Raw genomic sequence first — 21,752 nt, 5'->3', positions numbered from 1 at the left:
ATTAGGCAATTAATGCTCTGGTTGGATTAAGTATGCGTTATTCCCCTCAATACCGTTTCCATCTCCTCTATTGGCCAGAAACACTCACTTTCTTTCATGCCCTTGATACGACAGGGGCGCTTGCTTAATCTCACGCAGGTACTGTAGATCGGTAGATCCATTACTGAGATGCCATCATACTGTACAGTCCATTCAAGCTCCTGAATCAACTGATTCAGCGTGCCCTGCACTGAGCGATCACAAGCCGTATCAAATTGCAGAGCAGGAAGCTGTTGGCAGGCCACTTCGATCAGGGCGGGATCAACACCTGCTTTAAGCAAGGTGTTCATTAACAGATCGCTAAACCAGTAATCGATTGCTTTCAGCTCTTTGGCTGTTGCCCCAATCATCACCAATGCAAAGCGGGTTTGATCATGGCAGAACACCACGCACTGGCGACGCTGTATGGTGGTGATATTGGCATGCCATGCGCCAATTGATTTCTCTGTGCCGTATGAACACTGTTCAGAAGTCAGCGGTGTTGTACTCACCGTATGGCCAGCGCTTTTTAATTTGGCTGATAGCTTCTGAGTACAGTGAATAATCATGCTGACTCTTGCTCTATCTTGCTTAGGTCGATCTGACCGCTGATAAGTTTGGGGAGCAGGAGGTTGCGTTGTTTTCTTAGGTTTTTGTTTTTTGCCCGTAGGTTTTTAAGTTGAGAGAACATTGGATCAATAATCTCATCAAATTTTGCTACAACTTCTGTTTCAGGAAGAATTAGCTTATTACTATATGCGGATTCTCTATTCAGCCCTGGTACTGCTGCATCTGAGTTATGGAATGTCTGATGGAGTAAGTTGAAGTACAGATAGTATTTCGAATGCGCACTCTTAACGTAAAACACGGTATCGATTGGCCAGCAATCGTGTTCACACCAGAAAATGCTGCCTACATTGCCCTTCCTACCAACGATAATGCATGGTCCATTTACTAAAGCGGTATTATGAAACCCTCCTATACCACCGCTTCCATATACTGCAACCTCACCGTCTTTCCGATCAGCTTTTTTAAGCGCCTTGCCGTAAGCAAGCTCTATAGACTCTTTAAGTGTCTTGACTTCCCATCCCTCAGGAATCAGCCCAAGCGGTGATTCAACCATCTGGCACTGGCCATGCCCTGGGAAGCGAAATTTAACAAACCACTCACGGTAAAGGGACTGGGCCATCTCTTCCAGAATAGCGATACGGCGGTTGTTATTTTCGATTAGGTTGTCATACGTTCTAAGTATTGAAGAAAGCTCTTTTTGAGTATCCAAATCGGGTAAGCGAATTTTGAGGTTTTCGGCATCACCAACTCGAACATGCTCTACAGTAGAGCCAGAACCTGCAGCCTTTAGTTGCCCTTGCATATAGCTTTCTTGCAAGGCGTAAAGCAGGAAATGACCATCCAGTTTTTCTGGGTCTGCGCGGTATTGCATCAACCTTTGCCCGAGAAAGATGTTTTGTCCGAACTTGGTGAGCATGCCAACATCGCCAAGTGGAGCTTCGCGGGTAAGAACCACATCGCCTACTTGAGGTACAGCCCTTCTAGTCCACTTTTCAAAAACATCTTTTTCAACATATCGCACATTTTCTGTATCTATTACACCGTTCTTAACATTGGAGGTACGAATCATCCTATAAGGTGTTTCATAGTCTACTACTGGAGCAGTTTTATTGACGCAATCAATCACAGATTCGCATACGTCTTTAACTATATATTCTGGCCACTGTTTTCCTATCACGTTATTGCTCCCAGAATTCGAGTAGAATTAACACCAATTGTTTTTTCTAATTCATGAGCTTCAGAATTCAATACTTCCAACTCTTCCTGAAGCGCTTCAAGCTTAGCGGCGAAGTCCTCATCATGCTCTTCTTCACCTGCAGCAACACCTACATAACGCCCTGGGTTTAGGGACCATCCCTGTTCTTTGATTTCGTCAATTGTCGCAACCTTACATAGCCCAGCAATATTCTGATACTGGCCATCGGGGAAATGCTTATCGATAGCCCAATCACCGTTGTTAGCTTCTTCAGGGTGCTGGTTCAGATAAATATTATCGACACCTTCACCACGATAAAGGCGCACGATATTGGCGATAAAGTTCAGTTGTTCACTGGTGTAATCACGAACTGCACGAGTAACCTGACGGAAGATATGACGGGCATCGATAAATAGGACTTTGTCTTCTCGATCTGTACCTTTCTTAGCTTTATCAAAGAACCAAAGTGAGCATGGGAGGGTTACGGTGTAGAAGAAATTACTGGATACAGCGATCATCACATCCACAGCTTTGGCTTCAACTATCTTTTGACGAATCTCCTGCTCCGATGCGCGGGCATCACTGGCAGAATTGGCCATAACAAAACCCGCACGGCCTTTCTCGTTAAGTGCCGCATAGAACATCTGAATCCAGATATAGTTGCCGTTATCGGTACGAGGCATACCGAATGGGAAACGTGCCTTGTCATCCACTAAGCGGTCTTTCTGGATCTCATTGACGTTGAACGGCGGGTTGGCCATTACAAAGTCAAATTCACCCGCACAGTTATGGATATCTTCGTAATAGGAGTTACCTTCACGTACATCACCTTGCAAGCCATGCACAGCCAGGTTCATCTTACTTAAGCGAACCGTGTCGCCTGTTTTCTCCTGACCGAAGATAGAAAGATGATCAGAAGCATCTCGCTGCTCCTGAGATGAAGAGTGCTCTTCCACGAAGTTCGCGCAGCTGACAAACATACCGCCAGAACCGCAGGCTGGATCGAAGACTTTGCCGTGGAAAGGTTCGATAATTTCGGTAATCAGACGTACCAGGCAGGAAGGCGTGAAGAACTCACCACCGCCCTGACCTTCAGACTTGGCAAACTCGTTCAAGAAGTATTCGTAGATACGCCCGAACACATCAGAACCCAGCCCAAAATCGATGGCAGCAAAGTTTTTAAGCAGGTCTTTCAGGATAGTATTATCGAAGCGTGTATAGGTTTTGGGCAGCGCGTCTTTGATGGCCTCATTTTCAGCCTCAAGTGCCTTCATCGCCTCATTGATATTCAGGCCGATATTTGTGCTTTCTGGCAGTTTCAGAAGATTGGAATACAGCGCTTCCTCAGGCACATACATCGCCCCTTCCGCCTGAATACGGCTTTTGATGTCACCGCCACGGCGACGGCTGGATTGGCCTTCCAACTTGGCTTTAGCCTTTTCAAAACGAAACTCTGCATAACGTAGGAAAATTAGCCCCAAAATTGGGCGGGAATACTCTTGTGCGGTAAGCCCTGTGTTGGCTCGTAAACTATCTGCCGCAGACCACAGGCGCTTTTCTAACTCTTCAATCTTTTTGAAATCAGACACTGCTGTTCCTTACTTACATTCCTACATACAAAGGTACAGAAACAGCGGGTAACAGATGAAGCGTCCACTGCCTCTTTTTAATTGGAAATCAGTGTACTACAGAATCAACGAGGGGGCATTTAAGGCGTTGCTCGGCATTGAAAACCGCTACCGCTCACAGGCGTTTAAGATGGCGCTTTTTGGTGTAGATCACTCATTGGCTTGCCATATTACTAACTAAATAGCGCTAGCTAGCGAACTGTTTACTCTGGTGCTTGTTTAGGTTGGTCTCTTCTCCTAACAACCATGCTGAACATCTTGCTAAATACCACTTAGATATTCGCGCTCTAGCAACTGCCAGCCCCTCCCCCTGCAAGCGCTTGCAGAGTAGTCTTTAAACCAGCATTTGCAGCGTTAGCGCGGTGCTCCGTACTGCGGTTAAAAAGCAGAAATTAACCTTAAATCGCCTTACAGCAACCACAAGTGGACTATTTTTGATATTTGTCTCTATGGGGATTAAAATAATGACACGTTCTAAATGAGGGCCCTGTTATGTTGGCAGCACAAGATTTTCTCAAGCAGAAAGACCCAAGCCGTGTATCCAGTACCGCCTTGAAGGTCTTTTTCAATATCGCTGAGGCATGGGGGCTTTCTTCTCAGGATGAGATGACGCTACTGGGCAGGCCCGCCCGGTCAACCTTCTATAAATGGCGCAACGGCGAAGGGCCTGTCATTCCAAAAGATACCCTAGAGCGGATCTCTTATGTGATGGGGATTTATAAGGCGTTACGTTTGCTGTTCCCCACCGAAGCGCAAGCTAACGCTTGGCCGAAAAAGCCTAACCGCGATTTTGGCGGGGAATCGGCTCTCAATGTGATGCTTAAAGGCAGTGTGATTAATTTAGCGGATGTACGCCGTTATCTGGATGCGATGCGGGGCTAAGATGGATTTTGCGCCGAACAAAGTATTACCCGATTGGGAGCAGCTTCACCGCTTGGTTCCTAGCCATTTCCCGCCGATTGGCCTATTTGAAACAGTTGCTGACCCGGAAGATCTGGACATTGTGTATGCCATAGAGTCAATCACCAATGACAGGTTAAGAGATGAGGTGGGCGATCTTACTCTGATTCCAGCAGACGAGCGGGTATCTGGGCCAGGTTCGACACCCGTGATGGCGGCTTTTACACACATTGGCGTGGCCAGCCGCTTCACTAACGGCCAGTATGGTGTTTATTACGGCGCTCGGGATTTAAAAACAGCGCTGGCCGAAACCATCTACCATCGCGAGCGCTTCCTTTCGGCAACCCAAGAGCACGACACTGAGCTCACCATGAGGCAGTACATCAATAAGATCGCTTTGCCACTTGATGATGTGCGCAGCAGCGCGTATGACGAGCTACATCACCCAGATTCTTACGACGCCTCCCAAGCGTTTGCCAAAACCGTTAGAAATAACCAGAGCAACGGGCTGCTTTATCGCAGTGTGCGCCATGATGGCGGTGAATGCGTGGCAGCCTTTAAGCCTAAAGCGGTGACTATTCCTCTACAGGGCCAGCACTTTAGGTATGTTTGGAGTGGGCATCACCAAAAGATCATCTCGGTTCTTTCTGTATCTGAGCTTGAATGACAACACGTACAGAGAAAGCCTTAGTGCTTTCTATTTTATCAATGCGGGCATTCAAGCTAGCCCTGCCAACCCAAAACCCTGATAGATACTAAAGGCGTTATTAGTTAACGTTTTGAGATTCTTTAAGCCGCCACGCTAGCTCGTTACGTAACTTAGAGGGCTTTGATTACATGTTTAGTCCGCTAACACACGAAAAAGGGCAGTCATCTCCTACTGCCCTTTTCACGGTTATTGCTTGAGCTAATCGCCCGCAGTGTAGACCTCTAGCGTGATGGCATTATTCCCTGCGCTGTTCGTCCCTAAATCTTCCATCGCAGCTGGGTCTCTGGCAATAACGGTATAAATACCGCCCGCCGATAGCATGGTTGGGCTACCCATCAATGGTGCGCCAAATACAACCGTGTTTGGATCACCTGCCGCGGTTACGGTCACAAAGTATTCACCACCGGCCACAGGAAGCTGTTCGGTATATTCACCATAAGCGAGATTGGTAATGGCAGGCATTGCGGTTGAGATATCGTTCGTTGCGGTTAGGTAAACATCCACGGGAATGTTCTGCGCAACGATATAGGATGCATGTACCACCCGCAGTTTAGCTTCGGTCGCGACAGCACGGCGATTATCGGCAAACAGGATCGGCTCAATCGATTCGGTTGGCATGGCGTTTAAGCTACCACTGGCGATTGCGGTGTAACTGGTGCCTGCCATCAGGTCGATGTCCACATCGATCGGTGTTAGCGAGTTGGTTGCCGCATCTTCAACCTCTAGATTGTAGGTGCCGGTTGGTGCAGCGATGCTGTCGTAGTTGCCGGCAGCTTTGAATGGTACATCCATCAGTACCACGTCATCAGGGGCCATCAAGTTCGTGCTTGGCGCACCCACCAAGACATCCACCTCTGGAGTATCTGCCGACATATGGATCGCCCGCACTTCAGCGTTGGTGCCCGCCGTGAATAGCTCGCTCGCTTTGCTGCTATCCACCGCCAACAAGTTAACCGGATTGGCGCCGATGCCGGTGGTGTTTTCAACTGCTAACAGGAGTAGCTCAGTTCCGCTGGTGAAGTTCACCGTGCCGGAGTCGTAAACCACAGCGCTACTGTCGCCGCCATCCGGGACAATGCGGATCTGGTAATCAGTGCCTGCAGCTAGTGTTAGCGGCCCAGCGCTGTCGCCAAAGTCTGCATCAATTTTAGTGCCCGTCATGAGCGCGGCACCGGGCGTAGTGACGTAAATATCGACACCCGCTACGTCAGGCGCGGCATGCAGCACCGATACAGCAACGTCTGTAATCTCTTCGATGTTGGTGCGGATCAGCACCGGGGCGATTGCGGCAAGGTCATTTGTAGCGACCACGTCTAGCCGTTCGTTATCGGCTGTCGTGAGCGTTACAGGGCCGATAACCGCAGCGGTTTCCGAACCATCTGGGAGAATGCCGCGCACCTCCACCTCATAATCGCCCGGGGCGAGCATCAGATTGCCAGAGCTTACCTTGTAATCGACTTTTTCTAGGGTGAGCTTGCCATTCACGTAGACATTCACCATGGGTGCATCGGGTGATGCATGGGTAACCCGGAGCTGCGATTGAGCGGGCTCATGCTTGCCTCCGCCTCCTCCACCGCAGCCAGCAAGGGTTAACATTCCAACGGATACGGCGGTACCAATTACAAGCTTGGTGGAGCTGAGAAACACTTTAGGGGATGGCATAGCGAGTTACCTTTTGTTGTTGTTTGCTATGCAACCTTTACGTGGCGTTTAAAAATCAGATCAATGAAAATTTCGCGATGGTGAGCTGTGTAGTCATGTTAGTAACGCTAAGTTTGTACTGCGCTTGGTCGCAAAAAAGCTGCACCTAATCAGAAACAAAAGCCACAAAATGAAATAATATTTAACTTTATATTATATCGATAGTTTACTGATTTAATTAAAATAAATTAATTTTTTTGTTTCGAAAACACTTCTATCTCGGACAACAGGTTTTGTAAGGTTTCAGCAACATCGAATCCCGCAGTATCCACAACAATACGCTCAGTGCGCCACGGGTGATATTCGCGCTTTTTCACCTTCTCCCACGTTGGGAGTTGCAGCCCTTCAACTTCTGGCTTTCGCGTTTCAACCCGATACCGGTGCTCCGCTTCATCTGAGCAAACCACTTCAATATCAATAAAACGCACCGCTAACTTTTCAGCAACGCTATGCCAGTCATCACGGGATAGCTGAATGGGGTTACATGAATCGGCAACAACACTGGTGCCCAGCTGTAGGTTATCGGCGGCCACACGGTAACAGAGCCGATACCCCTCGCCCTCTACGGTGATGCCGCAGAGGTCTCTTAAGCCTTGCTCGACGGTATCGATGCGCAGATAAACCGCACCGACTTTACCTACCAGTGCTTTCGCGAGTGCTGATTTTCCGGACCCCGGTAGACCCGAGAAGATATAAAGCGTTGGAGCCGCCATGGCTAATCCTTGCAAACAGACAAAGGGTTTTAACTAGCAACAGGGGTGCATAGCTCGATTAAAATACCTGATGGGCAGCGCACATAAGATACGGTTTGCCCCCACGGTTTTAACTCGGGCGCTTTTAGCTCGGTTGCGCCATGCTCAATTGCGGCGCTGTGAGTGGCATGAACATCTGTGGTGACTAGCGCAATCTCCATACCCAGCGGCGTGGCCGAGTCAGTCGCGCTGATGTAGCCATCTTTAAGATTTGCCTGCCCCAAGCTATGGGCAGCAAAAGAGAGCGTGGTTGCGCCGGTGCTTAACTCGCCATAATCCTGCTCGGGGGTGATGAATTTACGCTGCATACCAAAGGCCTGCTCGAAAAAGCTGAGCGCCTTATCAACATCTGCCACATAAGCGATGGTATAGCCAAATGTCACCATATCTCTCTCCTTGATTGGCCTCATTACCGATTAATTCTGCCATCATAACCAATTTGCGGCCGCTTGGGTTGGCACCGATGTAGGGTTATAGGCCATAATTATTCCCACTTCATTAACGTGTTACTTGCGTTGTAAAACACTCAACCTCTGCCTGAGCCCCATTGCGCAAAATGAGCCAGAACCAATCGTGATTAGATCTTTCATTTTGTTAGCCTGCGCCTGTTTAGCCATGCTGCCAAGTTGGGTAATTGCCGACCAACTCAAAGCACCGCAGCGGGTTGTATCCATGAACCTGTGCACCGATCAGTTGGCGCTGCTAGTTGCTGCGCCGGGGCAGCTGATCTCTGTTTCTTATCTGGCGGCAGAGGCATCCTCCTCTCTTATGGCGAAAGAAGCGGCGCAGTTGCATACAAACCGCGGCTTGGCTGAGCAAATTATTCGCTTGCAGCCCGATTTAGTCCTCGCTGGGCAATACACATCCCGCGCATCTGTTAATCTGCTGCGCCGTCTTGGTGTCAACGTGCAGACCTTTGCGCCCGCCTATCGTTTTGCTGATATCCGCGCTCATCTGGCAAAAATTGGCACACTATTGGGCCAAGAGGCACGCGCTAACGCTTTAATCGCTCAGTTGGATACCGCGCTCGCAGAGCCCAGCCAGCATACAAACACGTTGGCACCGGTGCTGGGTTCGTATGGTGCAAACAGCTACACCACCGGGGAATCTTCTCTAGAGAGCGAGGTGGTCAAAGCAGCGGGCTTTCGCCACCTTGGCACTGAGCTTGCGCTGCAAGGGGCATCCAAACTGCCGCTTGAGCAGCTCATTTACGCCTCGCCCGACCGGCTTATGACATGGAAAAGCTGGTCGCAATATACTGGCAGAGCCACCGAGATACTCTTGCATCCTGCGCTGGATCGCTGGTTTGCGGAGGAGCGCCGCGTAGCAGTGGATTCACGGTATTGGATGTGCGGCACCCCCTTTACGGTCGAGGCGATCAACCAACTCAAAACTCAGATGGAATCACACGCAGATCATGCAGATTAAGATCCCCTATTCATGGCTGATGGCGATACTCGTAGCGCTGGTTTTGCTACTGTTCTCGATCTCTATCTCGATTGGCCACGTTTGGCTCAATCCATTGGATGCACTCTGGTCTGGTGCTGGGAGCATCTCTGCTGCTGATCACCTTATTTTGACAGAGATCCGCCTACCCCGTGCGGTGCTGGGCTTGCTCATTGGCGCGGCACTCGGCTTATCCGGCGCCACACTGCAAGGTTTGTTACGCAATCCGTTGGCAGAGCCGGGGCTGTTGGGTATCTCTGCCAGCGCATCACTCGGGGCGGTGTTAGCGATCTATACCGGCTTAAGCGCGGCCTTTGCTTATGCGTTGCCGATCAGTGCACTGTTGGGCGCGCTCGTCGCGGTGGTGCTACTTAGGGCGTTAGCAGGCAAAAGCGCTGACATCTTAACCATTATTCTTTCGGGTGTGGCGCTGACCTCCTTGGCTGCGGCGTTAACATCACTCACACTGAATATGTCGAGCAACCCCTTTGCCGCGTTAGAAATTGTATTCTGGATGCTCGGGTCATTGGCAGATCGCAGCTGGATGCATGTGGGGATGGCATTGCCGTTTATTTTGCTGGGCAGCGTGCTGCTGCTCGCAACAGCTCGGGCGCTGGATGCCCTAAGCCTTGGACAGGATGTTGCCCGTTCTATGGGAGTAAACCTAAACCGCACTAACCTATTGGCTATTTTTGGTACCGCCCTAAGCGTGGGTGCCGCCACCGCGGTCAGCGGTGCGATTGGCTTTGTGGGTTTAGTTGTGCCCCACCTATTACGCCCGCTGGTGGGTAACCGCCCAAGCCATTTGCTGCCTGCAAGTGCGTTAGGGGGCGCTGCCTTTTTGCTGCTGGCGGATATCGCAGTGCGGTTTGTATTCCCCGATAAAGACCTCAAGCTGGGTGTGATTACTGCGCTGGTGGGAGCACCGTTTTTCTTCTGGTTGTTGCATAACGTTAAGAAAAGGACCCAACTATGACGTTAACGCTATCGCAGCTGAGCGCCGCTTTAGGCAAACAAACGGTACTTCATGATGTGTCGATCGCCTGCACCAAACCCGAGCTGATCGGCTTGATTGGGCCTAACGGAGCGGGAAAATCCACACTCATGCGGGCTATCGCCGGTTTGCAACCCTTTTCTGGTGCTATGCAATTTAACGGCAGACCAAGCACCGATTACCGCGCAGATGAGCTTGCCAAGCTACTCGCTTTTTTGCCGCAAGAGCGGATCGTACACTGGCCACTAATCGCCTACGATGTGGTCATGCTGGGGCGTATGCCGCACCAGTCGGGGTTTGGGAAAGCCTCGGCTCATGATCATGAGGTGGTTAAGGCGGCCATGCGCACCATGGAGGTGGCATCGTTTGCTGAGCGCCCTTTTGATCAGCTCTCTGGCGGAGAACAAGCGAGGTTGCTCATCGCACGGCTGCTAGCTCAAGAGCCAGACATTATTATTGCGGATGAACCGATTAACGGCCTCGATCCGGCGCATCAAATTAGCTTGATGAGAACCTTTCAAACGCTTGTTGCACAAGGTAAAACGGTGATCACATCGCTCCATGATCTATCCTTGGCCAGCTATTGGTGTGACCGCATTATCGTTTTAAAAGAGGGGCAGCTCATCGCTGATGGCAGCCCAACGGATGTGCTCACCGCGGCACGCATTCGCGATGTTTACGGCGTCGAGACCGCTCACCTTACTTTGCCGCAAGGCTCATTGGTTGTACCAACCGATTTGGCTGATAAAGCATGATGTAAACGCAAGATGCACACAAACTAATAAACCTTAGATGCGCTATGCCTCACCCTGAAATGTAAAACATACTTGACATAAAGCTCGATTCTTCATTAGCATAAATGTAAAGCTTGCTTTACAAAGAGGAGATTTAATTATGCTAAACAACAAGAAGTATTACATCGAGTTTGGTATCAGTATGGCGCTCTATGCTGCCGCTATCGTATACAGCACAGCTTTCTTGGCCGATAGCCCCAACACAGAGTGGCGCATCTGGCTTTCATTATTGCCAATACCACCTGCCATATTGGCAACAATTGCTGTTATCCGAGCGATTCGTCGGCTTGATGAGCTACAGCAGCACATTCAGATGATGAGCTTTGCTATTAGCTTCGCTATCGTCGGCCTTACAACCTTTACCTATGGCTTTTTGGAGCAGGTAGGATTTCCGCACATACCCTATGTTTGGATATACCCTTTTATGATTGCAACATGGGGTTTAGCTACGCCAATTGTCGTGAGTATTTATAAATGAAAAATCGACTTCGCGAGCTAAGAAAAAAGCACGCAATTTCGCAAGCAGAGATGGGAAAAGCCTTAGAGGTCTCGCGACAAACCATTAACGCGATCGAGAATGGCAAGTATGACCCCAGCCTACCGCTTGCTTTTAAGATTGCAAAATACTTTAAATTAACAATCGAAGATATCTTCATCTTCGATTAGCAGACTTGCTATTGAAACTAGCGCAAATGCCTATCGTATCGCCAAACCCTGCGTCAATACGCTAGGCGTTTGCTCTCTCCAGAAAAGCCCCACCTGCCCGCCAATAGATATCGAACGCCTACAAAGGTTTTCATACGCCTAAGTTAAGTGAGGTATGCTCGCTTCTGCGGTAAGGGAAAGACAGCTTTTGAGCACCGTTATTTTTCGGGGGGTGGCAAGCCCCTAGTTTTCAACATATGTAAGGCGCTTCAACGCCGGTAAGTAGGTTACTAACGTTGTACTTGCCTAGGCGTGATATCAACGATAGCGCGGAACTCCCTTGTCATGTGGGCTTGATCACTAAACCCAAACTGAAAAGCAACATCGGCAAGTTTGGCGTCGGGGTTTTGGCGCAAGTAACTAACGGTTTTTTTGATGCGCAGAACGCGCTGATAGTGCTTAGGCGTTATGCCAAGCCACGTTCTAAACTGGCGCTCAATCTGCCGCAGGCTTTGGTTGGAATAGCCACTCAGGCCACCCGATAGATCGCCCTGCTCAACATATTCCAGCGCTTTTTCTAAGCTATCTGGAACCGCTAGTATCAGTGCCAAATGGCAATGCGCCCACTGGTAAAGTACTTCTATTCGGCATGAGCTGCCCGTTGTTGTTTGTAGCGCAGTGTAGGTTTCGTGGAGGCTGTACTGTGAATCCTCTTGCGGCAACAGCGTTGGTTTATCGTACAACCGGCCCAACACCCCAAACCCGATCGCCGGATGAAAGCGAACCCCCATTAACTCAGCGCCTGATGCTAACGCGATATGCGCGGCCTTGTGCTTTACCGGCAGCATGATGATGCCTTCTGGCAAAACCTCGGTGCCGATACGTACTTCGCCGCGCAAGTTGAAGATAATCCCGCTACCCGCATCAGGGTACAGTGGTTTTACAACCGGCTCAGTCTGTAAAACTGACGCTGACCATATCGATTGTACCCACGCAGACAGCGGCGCGTCGGGCTCTGAGAGAAGAAACTCGAACCCGCGCTGTAATGGTGTATCAAGGCTTATAGCTACCTACCTCCGGCTTGAACGTTTTAGCAACGCGGTTCCAGCTGTTTATGGCGTTCACTGCAATGGTTAAATCTACCACAGCTTGTTCGCCCAGTGCTTGCAGCGCTACTTGGTAGCACTCATCATCAATAGGCTGTGCTTTAGTCAGGCGTTCAGCCCAATCTAACGCGATGCGCTCGTGCTCTGAGAAAAACGGTATATCGCGCCACGCGCTTAGGCCAACAACGCGTTCAATGGCCTCACCGTGGCTCAGCAACTCTTGGCCATGCATATCAACACAAAAAGCGCACTGGTTGATCTGTGAAACCCTCAGTTTGACCAAGTGCCACGTAGTGCTGTTGACCGTATCGCTGGCGTTGAACTGCTCAGCTAAGTAGGCCTCTTGGCCCATCAACAGTTCTATCGCTTTGGGGGCAAGTGCAAAATAGTTAGTGCGTAGTGCCATAGTTACATCCTCGTTATGTTTTTAGAGAATCTAACCAAAAACTAAAACGCCGTATTGAAGATTTTCGACATGCTGCGAAACGCTACAAAGCTTGGTATTAGAGGTATCAGGTTTGTAGGTAACGTCCATAACCGCTCAAAACAAAGAGCGCTGGCGCAGGGCTCAGCCTGTTATTGATAATGATACCGGCAAGAAATAATGATCAGTTGGTTGCCATCAACGGCGTAAACCAGCCTATTTGTCTCGTCTATTCTGCGCGACCAAAAGCCCGCCAAGTTTTCCTTTAACGGCTCGGGCTTACCTATTCCCTCAAACGGGCAGCGCTTAGTATCAGAAATTAGCCGATTGATACGTTTTAGCGTTTTTCTATCTTGTCCTTGCCAATAAACGTAGTCCGCCCACGCCGCTTGAGTCCATGCCAATATATCAATCATCACTCAGCTCACGCTGCACAACCTTACCTTCCTTGTACTGCTGGATAGACTTTTCAAGATGAGCAACATTGGCTGGCGTCTTAAGCAGATGAACAGTTTCCATCAAACCGTTGAACTGATCCAACGACATCACGACCGCATCGTCAGCATCTCTGCGAGATATAATCGTATAGTCAGCATCATCAACGACCTGATCTAAAACACTTTTTAATTTATTCCGCGCTTCAGAGAAGTTCACTACTCTCATTACTCACCTCCAACATGTACGATATAACGAACAAGTATATCTCGTACAATATATTGTTCAAGTTAGATCAATAGGATGGGAAGCTAGACAGTGAACGGATCGCATGGCAGAACATTAACGAATGTCTGCGACCAATACAGCACTTAGCCTCCAGAGCAATTCAGACACGCGAGCCGATAAACAAACGAACAATTTACCATCGCTCGTTCAGGAATTTTCTTGCTGGGTTTTCAATTAAATAAAACGATAAGGCACCGGTTAAAATAGCTAAAGAAAACAGCGTAACACCAGCGAGCGGGAAGGCTTCACCAAATTTGATACCGTAGTAGTAAAACGGCTGCTGCCATAAGTAGATGGAGAAAGACCATATCCCCAGTAACCGGAGCGCAGGGATACTTAGTACGCTCTTCACGAAACTGGGGAGTAAGTTTAAGTGATTCACTGTAAAGGCCAAAAGAAACGGTGCTACTGACCACTCAAAACTCCAGTGCGGAGCATAAGGGCTGTAACACGCTATAGCTAGCACGAAAGAAACAAGCGGCGACCAAGCAGGCAGAAACCTCTCGAATCGATTTTTAACCAAAAAGTACCCTGCAGATATGAGCAGGAAGCTTGCCACAACTTCAGTTCTGAATTCGAAGTTCGCAGGCGCGAAACCGGGGTTTTTAACGTAAATGAAATGGGTAATGATGCAGCTCACACCGAGCGTAAGCACTATTAAATAAACCCTGCTAACCCAAAGAGCCAATACGGCTATGACGCTCAATACAACATAACTATGCTCTTCAACATTCAACGACCAAAAGTGCCCTACAGGTAGCCCAGTGTTCCATAAACTGGGGTGTTCTGGATAATATGACCTTAAAAACAGCAAGTTATAAAGGTAGTTGTTATGCTCATGAGATAACTCAAATATTAAGCTACACAGTGAAAGGCTAGTGACAAATAGAAAAAAGACAGGAAATATTCGGCTGATACGCCTTTTGTAGAACGTCCTCAAAGGCACTTTCTTCACAAAAAGGATGTTGGACATCAACATACCAGAGAGCACGAAGAATATGTCCACTCCCATTCTGCCAACGTGTATACCGATAACATCAAAAAAATGCTCTAAAAGCACGAAAAGTATGGCAATACCGCGCCAACCATCTAGGTAGTCGATTCGCACGAGTTCAGCTTGCGTTGGCGTTACTACGTTCTTTTCGGCACTATGTATTGCAAGCTTCTGCTCGGCTCCTAAAGTTCTTTCCATGAACGGTAGACCTTCGTTATTTAGTACGCTGGCTCGTAGTTACTGCTGCCCAAAGCCTACCAACAACAGCGCATGCACACGTTACATCAATGATAACCCGACCTTGGCTAAGAAAAATGACTATAAATAGTCAGCGAATACAGTATTGAACCAAACACAGAATGCCCTAAAAACCGACCTCGTTTACTATTCGCCGTTTCTCGCGATGTAAGGCAAAGATTCGGTAACCGCCCCAGATCATAATGGCAGCGCCAACAGACAACATGGCGTTAACCACGGTTGCATCGTTCAGAAGTGGGTGGAATGCATCACCATCAGCCGCAAACTTAGCGTAAAGCCCCAACCCCACCATGGCGCTTCCTGGCGCATCCATTAAACTTTGCATGCGGATTTTCTTGTCTATCTCTTTGATGCGATCTTCGGTATTCATAAATTAACCCCTATTGCTTTGCTCAATGAGCACTCCGTTAACAGCTCAAATACAGTGGTTATGGCTCTCAATATTCGTTTACCAGAGGCTAGGATCACAAAGTGCTTGCACGCACTGAGTCTCCCCAGACATCGGTTGAATTGCTTTACCATCAAGAGACTGTGCTAGCCAACCTATTGGCTGACTCAGGGGGAAAGGTGCTTTGACTAGCGTCTCGTTAATGGGGGTGAAACCCGTTTTCGCGTAGTAGCTCGGATCACCATATGTGAAGACTAAATCAACCTGTTGTGTTTTAAGATACTCTAAACCAAAGCGGATGAGCTGCTGGCCCACACCCAACCCCTGCTTTGCGGTTGAAACCGCCACAGGCGACAAAATAAATGCAGTTTGGCCACTCGGGACCATAAACCGACTAAAGAAAATACACCCAATAATCTTTTCGTTCTCTTCTGCCAAACAACCAATAAGGTCTTGGGGATCAGTCGTGACCATTAGGTTAGCAACGAAATCAGCAATGACATCGCCCTCTGCCTCCCCCTCTGATGCCGAGAATACGCTTTTGAACAGCTCAACTACCGGTTGAAGTGCAGACTGATGAAATAGGGAAAGCTTCATAGTTTTTGCACGCCCTTAGGAGGTCTATTGAACAGGCTGGTGGTGATAGCCTAAATCTTTCTCCAGCACCAAAACATAGGCCGATACTTTGCCAGTGAACGTAGTTAAGGGGCTGATTTGTTGAATGTTCCAGCCGGATGCTTCGTACTCTTTGATCTTTTCATTGAGCTTTGTGACATCCACCCCACTCGACCAAAAATTACGAGATTTAAACTCGACAACTTTAATCATAAAAATCCATCTTTAAGGTATAAACGCTGAAAATTATAGCTAGAGTATCAGCAAACGTTTGTAGATCAAGCACCGGCTAAAACCTTCGCAGTAGGTGCAGCTGCTTCTTACTCAAAACACTACACAACCGCCAAATCAAGCTGCTTACCAGCCTTCTAATTCGGTTCGAATATAGAGAAGCAGCACTGCACTCATTGGTAAAGTCTTAGCTTATACCCTGCTCAGTGAGCTACCAGAGCTAGGTAACTTAAACCGCAAAGAGATCGCGGCGCTCGTCGGTGTAGCACCTATGAATAAGAAATTGGTTCCTTCAATGGCAAACGACGAATACGTGGCGGCAGGCACCGGGTTAGAACGGTGATGTTTATGGCGATGCTGTCAGCAGTTCAATGTAACCCCGTTTTCAAAAGTTACTATGAGCGTCTTCAGGCTGCTGGGAAAATCCCTAAAGTGGCTATCGTTGCTTGCATGCGGAAGATGGTCGTAATCTTAAACACAATGGTAAAAATGAAGAGTTGTGGTGCCAGAAAACAGCTTAAAACAGTTGACTAAACACCACAGTCACTTGTTAGGTGCTTTCTGTTGCAGGTGTTTGCTGTAACTGTATATGACTTTTAAACAACTTATAGGTAACAGATATTGAAACCCACAGAATTGCAAATGCACCTGCCATGATTGGTACTCTTTGAGACTCAAGAACACCTGTAAACACATTTGGCATGAAAATACAAATATAGCCAAGCTGTATAGCTGATACAGCACCACCACTTGTTAAAATTAAGCTAAGAGCCTCAAGCAAATCTGGTTTTGTTCTTTCACCATATAAAACGCAAGAGAAATAAATTGAAAGTAATGCCGCACTTAAAATTGCAATTATTATAGTAGGATCATTCATTGTCATCAGCAGCTTCCTTACCGCTATTGGCACCTATAGCCCCGCCGATTAACCCACCAAGAAGAGCACCACCAATACCAGGCAATAAAATATTACCTAAAATTGCTCCTCCTACTGTTGATATGAGAACAGTTCCATTCTGGTCTTTCTCTGCGTTAGTTTCTTTCCCTGTTTTGGAGCTCTTCACGCTTTTAACAGAGATGATTTCTTCTTCATTTTTTTTCATATTACTCATATGTGATTGTTTGAGTAGCACCTAACGCCCTGTTAAGGTGTGAGGAACGCTATATCAATGCTGCCGCATACCACCTTAAACACTAAACGCAACTCACAGCAAAAATTCCAAGCGTTGCGAATCACTCTTAAACAGATTGTTATTCGGCTTCTGACTCGATAAATCGATTCGAGATTTCTTCAAGTTCGATGTTTATAGCTTCAATCTCAGTATTGATGACTTCAATACTAACAACACCAACATTATTTGCAGCGGCTATTACTAAACTGGCTTCTCGATCCAATTCACTTTTAATCTCAGCTAAAACAGCTCGCCTTCTATTCATTCTTCCTACGATACTACTACTAAGAGCTCTAAATTGATTTGATACGGCCGCAAATCTATTACGACTTTCCAAATCAAATGTTGACCTTGAAGTCGATATCAGATCTATAGCGCTAGCAATCTCGATAGATGCTAATTCAATAGTTTGAACATCATCAATCTCATTAGGTTTATATTCATTAAGAAAACCAATTTTTTCGCCAGGAAGGTAATCATAAATGCTCTTGCAAATATTTTCACCGCATATATTGACAACACCCTGCAAAAAAACTTGGAAACAGCGGTTAATTTTCTCAGTAACCTCTGACTCTAAAATAATATTTTTTTCTACTAACTCGATTACCAGATCATTATTCAGTTGCATTTGTAGCTCTAGATCGTAAATTTTCTCTGCAACTGTAGCGGAAACACCCGAATGTAGGCTAATGAGTTCATCAATGCGCTCTTCTCTACTCATTTTTTTACTCCCTTAGCTTTAAGGTATGAATCAACTTTTGATTCCCATGCTTCCAAACGCTCTCTTGCACCTTCAGTTTTTTTAGAACCACCATATACGCCATACATTGCTTTGGATAGCTGATATCCCGATGCGCCTGAAACTACAATAGGTTTACCCGTTGCTTTACTCTTAGTAAACATCAACAATCTATTGGCCATTTGATGACAAACCCCATCAAATCCATACTTGATGTTTACGCTCTCTTGAGGATCATTAGGTTTTGCAACAATCCGTGCAAAATCTCCTCCTGATTCACTTTCTCCAAACAGAGTAGCTTTGAAGTGTGGATCTCCCCAACAATACCAGTAATCACCTAAACTCTTATCCGGTATACCTTGACCTTTTGAGTACGTTGTAACCCAAGTATGGTCAAAAGCCCCGATTTTTGTCGTATTTCCCCAAGCAAATAATTTGTCATTCACTCCTTACTCCCTCCTAGCCGAATAACAGTACGATTATGATGCCACGTCGGCATCATAATAATTATTAAAATGACTTCATTCTAATTTTGAGCAGCTAGCCAGCCGCCATCTAACTTTTTGATACGCAATAACTTTTCTATCCTCACCATCCTTTTAATAAAAACAGAGTGGCGCACCGCGCCATCCAATTCCGAAAATCGTGCTGCGCGGCTGGTTAACGCTCTGGTAAGCCAACAGTAAATCAGAAATACCTTAATTAGCCAATGAGGCCGAAGCGGTTTACCTAAGCTGGATCAAGCAGTATGGGTGGGTTTTGTGGATGTCAGGGAGGTGTGCGGTGGTTAGAGTACAGCGCTCTTGTAACGGCCTGTTAACAAGAGCGCTGTGTGTGGAGGGGGTTAGTAGTATTTCAGTTCATCCACTTTGCCCCAGAAGACACGATACGCGAAGGCGGTGTAGCAGATGATGATTGGAACAACCACAATGGCGCCCCATAGAATGATGGTGAGAGACTCGGGCGCTGCGGCGGCATCCCAAATCGTCAATTGGCTGGGGACGATATATGGGAAGAAACTGACCGCTAAACCAAAGAAGCACAGCATGAAGATCGCAACAGCTGATACAAAGGGCACCCAGCAGCTACGGTCTTGGGGTTTTGGCAGCTTGTTGAGTACCGCGTAGCTGAACGCGAACAATGCCATACACAGGATCGGTAGCGGCGCTAGGTAAAGCACGTTCGGCCAACTTAACCAGCGCTCGTATACGGTTGGGTTGATCCATGGGTTTACCACCGATACCGCGATAGTGCCGATCACTCCCAGCCAGATGGTGCGTTTGGCCCAGTTAATAGCGCGTTGTTGAAGATCGCCTTCGGTTTTCATCACCAGCCAGCACGCACCAATAAAGCTGTAGGCCGCTGCAACGCCCAGCGCACTTAAGATGCTAAATGCGATCGCCGCCCCGCTCTTTTCAAACCCCATGACGTACATACCCAGCATGTAGCCTTGGCTCAGTGCCGCTAGTAGCGATCCGATCTTAAATACGCGGTTCCATGTGGGTTTGTGGCCAAACGGGGCCTTGGCTCTAAAATCGAATGCAACACCCCGCAGAATTAAGCTGATCAACAGAATAGCGGTTGGCATGTAGAGCTCGCGTAGGATCAAGCTGTGCGCCGGTGGAAAGGCGATCAGCAACAAGCCCACCGCCAGCACAAGCCATGTTTCGTTGGCATCCCAAAACGGGCCAATCGATGCGATCATGCGGTCGTTGTGTTCGTCGTTATCTAGCGGTAGCAAGATGCCAACGCCTAGGTCGTAACCATCTAGCACCGCATACAAAATGACCGATAAGCCCATTAAACCGATAAAGATAATGGCTAGTGTGTGTGCATCAAACATAGCTTTTTACCTCTTCGACGATAGCCTTGCCAATACGAGCCCGTGCATCAACAGCCTCTTCGGGTTGGATCTCTTCAATTTCAACGGCACGGCGTGCCATCACAAATAGCGTATGTAGATAGGCACCTAACAGCACCACATACAGGGAGCAGTACATCGCCAGAGAGATCGCCACATTGCCGGGCGCAATGTCGGTAGCGGCTTGCTGTGTTGTTAACACGCCGCTTACCAACCAAGGCTGACGGCCAATTTCAGTGACGTACCAACCGGCAAGCGTTGCTACCCAGCCAGAAAAGCTCATGGCGACCACCAGCTTTAATACATTGGGGCTAACCCGTTTTTTCCGTAGTAGCTGATAACTGCCCAACCACGCGGTTAGTATCATCAGAACGCCAATACCCACCATGACACGGAAGCCGTAAAACACGGGCGCAACTGGCGGGTGGTTACCCTCAAAGTCATTTAAGCCTTGTAGTTCGCCATCGATATCGTGTTTCAGAATCAGGCTGGCAAGACCGGGAATACCAATTTCAAAGTGGTTTTCGCGGGCGTCCTCGTCTGGAATCGCAAATAGCAGCAGCGGAACACGGCTTTCGGTTTCCCATATGCCCTCCATCGCCGCGATCTTTTGTGGTTGGTGCTCCAATGTGTTGAGGCCGTGGAAGTCACCCACCAGCGCTTGCAAGGGTGCCAAAATGGCCGCAACAAAAAGCGCAACTTTCAAGGTGAGCTTAGGTGCGCGTTTGTCATCACCTTTTAGCAAGCGATAAGCGCTAATACCGGCAATTAAGAAGGCGGCGGTCAAGGCCGATGCCATCACCATATGAGTAAGACGATAGGGAAACGATGGGTTAAACACGATCTCAAACCAGCTTGTGGCGTGGGCTGCCCCATCGCGCATCTCAAAACCCTGGGGCGTTTGCATCCACGAGTTAAGCGCCAGTATCCAAAATGCCGAAAGTGCGGTACCCACCGCAACAATCACGGTAGCGGCGGTATGCACACGGTTTGATACGCGGTTCATACCAAAGAGCATGATGCCTAAGAAGCCGGCTTCAAGGAAAAAGGCGGTTAATACCTCATAACCCAGCAAAGGCCCGGCAATGTTACCCACCGTTTCCATAAAACCTGGCCAGTTGGTGCCAAACTGAAACGACATCGTAATGCCGCTCACAACACCCAGTGCAAAGGTCAGCGCAAAGATTTTCACCCAAAAGCGATAGGCCCGTAGCCACACCGGATCGCCTGTTTGATTAAAGCGCACTTTGAAAAATACCAGAAACCAGCTCAACGCGATGGTTATGGTGGGAAATAGGATATGAAAGCTCACATTCGCGGCAAATTGAATCCGCGAGAGCATTAGAGTTTCTTCAAACATAATCCACCTCAAGATTAATGCTGAACAACTAGAGCGCCTGCATAACATAAGCACTCATGAAAAAGCGCTGTTGAGCCAGCAAACCGTGCATCTCTTATGCTCAGTTGCTAACTACACCGTCTACTTCGCAGCGCAGCTACTCAGTTTTGGTTCAAATCGGCTCTTCCGTGAGAGGTGAGCAAAGCGTTCAACGCCCTACTCGCGTTTATGCTCCTATGCCAAGTGTTAATCGTCAGCTAGCCCTTTAGCCGGTGATCTGCGCCGCTTGTTCATTGCGTAGCGATCTATATCACTTGGATTTTTATTTATGAATTTTCAGTATTTTCTGAAATCTTAGCATTTTATTGATCCATGTCAAACCTTTCATTGCACTCAACTTGACAGTCAATCATGCATAAACACAGCCACACTCTTATGCGTATTCAACGAACAAAACTGGGGCAAATACTGTGTCGGGGTAAGTCTTGAAGATGCAAAGGCGAAGAAAAAGAAACATACAGGCGCCATAAGAGGGCCGCATGCGTAGGAC

At 47.9% G+C, this 21,752-nt stretch carries 28 protein-coding genes and 1 pseudogene; 9 read left to right on the top strand and 20 right to left on the bottom strand.

Annotated features, from left to right (window positions below; translation table 11 throughout):
* Positions 1–26: 26 nt before the first annotated feature.
* From E4L36_RS00585 to E4L36_RS00575, 3 genes are read right to left on the bottom strand one after another with little or no spacing between them, the layout of a single operon-like run.
* Positions 27–587 (bottom strand): hypothetical protein, encoded by a 561-nt coding sequence (locus E4L36_RS00585; RefSeq protein WP_136678541.1) that lies wholly within the window; start codon positions 585–587, stop codon positions 27–29.
* Positions 584–1,765, bottom strand: a complete 1,182-nt coding sequence (locus E4L36_RS00580; protein WP_136678540.1) for a restriction endonuclease subunit S — start codon at positions 1,763–1,765, stop codon at positions 584–586. The genes E4L36_RS00585 and E4L36_RS00580 overlap by 4 nt, the downstream gene beginning before the upstream one ends.
* On the bottom strand, positions 1,762–3,372 hold the full coding sequence (locus E4L36_RS00575; protein WP_136678539.1) for a class I SAM-dependent DNA methyltransferase: 1,611 nt from the start codon (positions 3,370–3,372) through the stop codon (positions 1,762–1,764). Before E4L36_RS00575 ends, E4L36_RS00580 begins: the two co-directional genes overlap by 4 nt.
* A 55-nt stretch (positions 3,373–3,427) precedes the next feature.
* Between E4L36_RS00575 and E4L36_RS17765 the strand changes: the two genes are divergently transcribed.
* The 3 genes from E4L36_RS17765 to E4L36_RS00565 all read left to right on the top strand — a co-directional run bounded on the left by E4L36_RS17765 (position 3,428) and on the right by E4L36_RS00565 (position 4,978).
* Positions 3,428–3,592 carry a hypothetical protein gene (locus tag E4L36_RS17765; protein WP_169051433.1) on the top strand — a complete coding sequence of 55 codons (165 nt, stop codon included), beginning with the start codon at positions 3,428–3,430 and terminating at the stop codon, positions 3,590–3,592.
* Between the two features lie 311 nt (positions 3,593–3,903).
* Positions 3,904–4,293 (top strand): MbcA/ParS/Xre antitoxin family protein, encoded by a 390-nt coding sequence (locus tag E4L36_RS00570; protein ID WP_136678538.1) that lies wholly within the window; start codon positions 3,904–3,906, stop codon positions 4,291–4,293.
* A 1-nt stretch (position 4,294) separates the two neighbouring features.
* Entirely contained in the window at positions 4,295–4,978 is a 684-nt protein-coding gene (locus E4L36_RS00565) for an RES family NAD+ phosphorylase (protein WP_136678537.1), read from the top strand.
* A 240-nt stretch (positions 4,979–5,218) separates the two neighbouring features.
* Here the strand turns inward: E4L36_RS00565 and E4L36_RS00560 are convergent, their stop codons facing one another.
* The 3 genes from E4L36_RS00560 to E4L36_RS00550 all read right to left on the bottom strand — a co-directional run bounded on the left by E4L36_RS00560 (position 5,219) and on the right by E4L36_RS00550 (position 7,859).
* Positions 5,219–6,682: a DUF4397 domain-containing protein gene (locus E4L36_RS00560; protein ID WP_136678536.1), complete on the bottom strand. Its 1,464-nt coding sequence runs from the start codon at positions 6,680–6,682 to the stop codon at positions 5,219–5,221.
* A 227-nt stretch (positions 6,683–6,909) separates the two neighbouring features.
* Positions 6,910–7,434, bottom strand: coding sequence for an AAA family ATPase (locus E4L36_RS00555; RefSeq protein ID WP_136678535.1), 525 nt, complete (start codon positions 7,432–7,434; stop codon positions 6,910–6,912).
* A 29-nt stretch (positions 7,435–7,463) separates the two neighbouring features.
* A complete protein-coding gene (locus tag E4L36_RS00550) occupies positions 7,464–7,859 on the bottom strand; it encodes a VOC family protein (protein WP_206064468.1) in 396 nt (131 codons plus the stop codon).
* Positions 7,860–8,046: 187 nt separating this feature from the next.
* On the opposite strand from E4L36_RS00550, the gene E4L36_RS00545 reads away from it, so the two are divergent.
* The 5 genes from E4L36_RS00545 to E4L36_RS00525 all read left to right on the top strand — a co-directional run bounded on the left by E4L36_RS00545 (position 8,047) and on the right by E4L36_RS00525 (position 11,373).
* A complete protein-coding gene (locus E4L36_RS00545) occupies positions 8,047–8,901 on the top strand; it encodes an ABC transporter substrate-binding protein (RefSeq protein WP_136678534.1) in 855 nt (284 codons plus the stop codon).
* Complete coding sequence (locus tag E4L36_RS00540; RefSeq protein ID WP_136678533.1) at positions 8,891–9,895, top strand: iron ABC transporter permease; 1,005 nt, start codon at positions 8,891–8,893, stop codon at positions 9,893–9,895. The genes E4L36_RS00545 and E4L36_RS00540 overlap by 11 nt, the downstream gene beginning before the upstream one ends.
* The gene (locus tag E4L36_RS00535; protein ID WP_136678532.1) at positions 9,892–10,668 is read left to right on the top strand and encodes an ABC transporter ATP-binding protein; all 777 of its coding nucleotides are present in this window, start codon (positions 9,892–9,894) and stop codon (positions 10,666–10,668) included. The genes E4L36_RS00540 and E4L36_RS00535 overlap by 4 nt, the downstream gene beginning before the upstream one ends.
* A 139-nt stretch (positions 10,669–10,807) precedes the next feature.
* Positions 10,808–11,185: a hypothetical protein gene (locus E4L36_RS00530; protein WP_136678531.1), complete on the top strand. Its 378-nt coding sequence runs from the start codon at positions 10,808–10,810 to the stop codon at positions 11,183–11,185.
* Positions 11,182–11,373 carry a helix-turn-helix transcriptional regulator gene (locus E4L36_RS00525; protein ID WP_136678530.1) on the top strand — a complete coding sequence of 64 codons (192 nt, stop codon included), beginning with the start codon at positions 11,182–11,184 and terminating at the stop codon, positions 11,371–11,373. Before E4L36_RS00530 ends, E4L36_RS00525 begins: the two co-directional genes overlap by 4 nt.
* A gap of 269 nt (positions 11,374–11,642) precedes the next feature.
* Here the strand turns inward: E4L36_RS00525 and E4L36_RS00520 are convergent, their stop codons facing one another.
* The 8 genes from E4L36_RS00520 to E4L36_RS00485 form a co-directional block, all read right to left on the bottom strand.
* Positions 11,643–12,416, bottom strand: a complete 774-nt coding sequence (locus E4L36_RS00520; protein ID WP_206064494.1) for a helix-turn-helix domain-containing protein — start codon at positions 12,414–12,416, stop codon at positions 11,643–11,645.
* Entirely contained in the window at positions 12,406–12,864 is a 459-nt protein-coding gene (locus E4L36_RS00515) for a carboxymuconolactone decarboxylase family protein (protein WP_136678528.1), read from the bottom strand. The genes E4L36_RS00520 and E4L36_RS00515 overlap by 11 nt, the downstream gene beginning before the upstream one ends.
* Positions 12,865–13,034: 170 nt before the next feature.
* Positions 13,035–13,301 carry a Txe/YoeB family addiction module toxin gene (locus E4L36_RS00510; RefSeq protein WP_346763619.1) on the bottom strand — a complete coding sequence of 89 codons (267 nt, stop codon included), beginning with the start codon at positions 13,299–13,301 and terminating at the stop codon, positions 13,035–13,037.
* A complete protein-coding gene (locus tag E4L36_RS00505; RefSeq protein ID WP_136678526.1) occupies positions 13,291–13,545 on the bottom strand; it encodes a type II toxin-antitoxin system prevent-host-death family antitoxin in 255 nt (84 codons plus the stop codon). The genes E4L36_RS00510 and E4L36_RS00505 overlap by 11 nt, the downstream gene beginning before the upstream one ends.
* Positions 13,546–13,738: 193 nt before the next feature.
* The gene (locus E4L36_RS00500; RefSeq protein ID WP_136678525.1) at positions 13,739–14,797 is read right to left on the bottom strand and encodes an acyltransferase; all 1,059 of its coding nucleotides are present in this window, start codon (positions 14,795–14,797) and stop codon (positions 13,739–13,741) included.
* A gap of 166 nt (positions 14,798–14,963) precedes the next feature.
* Positions 14,964–15,227 carry a hypothetical protein gene (locus E4L36_RS00495; RefSeq protein ID WP_136678524.1) on the bottom strand — a complete coding sequence of 88 codons (264 nt, stop codon included), beginning with the start codon at positions 15,225–15,227 and terminating at the stop codon, positions 14,964–14,966.
* A gap of 78 nt (positions 15,228–15,305) precedes the next feature.
* The gene (locus E4L36_RS00490; protein WP_136678523.1) at positions 15,306–15,842 is read right to left on the bottom strand and encodes an N-acetyltransferase; all 537 of its coding nucleotides are present in this window, start codon (positions 15,840–15,842) and stop codon (positions 15,306–15,308) included.
* Between the two features lie 24 nt (positions 15,843–15,866).
* Positions 15,867–16,073, bottom strand: coding sequence for a DUF4177 domain-containing protein (locus E4L36_RS00485; protein WP_136678522.1), 207 nt, complete (start codon positions 16,071–16,073; stop codon positions 15,867–15,869).
* A 193-nt stretch (positions 16,074–16,266) separates the two neighbouring features.
* Here E4L36_RS00485 and E4L36_RS00480 point away from each other — a divergent pair.
* Positions 16,267–16,625: pseudogene (locus tag E4L36_RS00480) on the top strand (transposase); the annotation flags it as partial.
* Positions 16,626–16,641: 16 nt separating this feature from the next.
* Here the strand turns inward: E4L36_RS00480 and E4L36_RS00475 are convergent.
* The 6 genes from E4L36_RS00475 to E4L36_RS00445 all read right to left on the bottom strand — a co-directional run bounded on the left by E4L36_RS00475 (position 16,642) and on the right by E4L36_RS00445 (position 21,223).
* A complete protein-coding gene (locus tag E4L36_RS00475; RefSeq protein ID WP_136678521.1) occupies positions 16,642–16,974 on the bottom strand; it encodes a hypothetical protein in 333 nt (110 codons plus the stop codon).
* Positions 16,961–17,203, bottom strand: a complete 243-nt coding sequence (locus E4L36_RS00470) for a hypothetical protein (RefSeq protein ID WP_136678520.1) — start codon at positions 17,201–17,203, stop codon at positions 16,961–16,963. The genes E4L36_RS00475 and E4L36_RS00470 overlap by 14 nt, the downstream gene beginning before the upstream one ends.
* A 139-nt stretch (positions 17,204–17,342) precedes the next feature.
* A complete protein-coding gene (locus E4L36_RS00460) occupies positions 17,343–17,984 on the bottom strand; it encodes a hypothetical protein (RefSeq protein WP_136678519.1) in 642 nt (213 codons plus the stop codon).
* Positions 17,981–18,448, bottom strand: a complete 468-nt coding sequence (locus E4L36_RS00455; protein WP_136678518.1) for a hypothetical protein — start codon at positions 18,446–18,448, stop codon at positions 17,981–17,983. The genes E4L36_RS00460 and E4L36_RS00455 overlap by 4 nt, the downstream gene beginning before the upstream one ends.
* Positions 18,449–18,846: 398 nt before the next feature.
* Positions 18,847–19,845, bottom strand: a complete 999-nt coding sequence (gene cydB, locus E4L36_RS00450) for a cytochrome d ubiquinol oxidase subunit II (protein ID WP_136678517.1) — start codon at positions 19,843–19,845, stop codon at positions 18,847–18,849.
* A complete protein-coding gene (locus E4L36_RS00445; RefSeq protein ID WP_136678516.1) occupies positions 19,838–21,223 on the bottom strand; it encodes a cytochrome ubiquinol oxidase subunit I in 1,386 nt (461 codons plus the stop codon). Before E4L36_RS00445 ends, cydB begins: the two co-directional genes overlap by 8 nt.
* Between the last annotated feature and the right edge of the window lie 529 nt (positions 21,224–21,752).

It is taken from the genome of Neptunomonas sp. XY-337 (genome assembly GCF_004959845.1).
GTDB classification, from domain to species: domain Bacteria; phylum Pseudomonadota; class Gammaproteobacteria; order Pseudomonadales; family Balneatricaceae; genus Neptunomonas; species Neptunomonas marina.
This window is presented reverse-complemented; position numbering and strand designations above follow the sequence as displayed.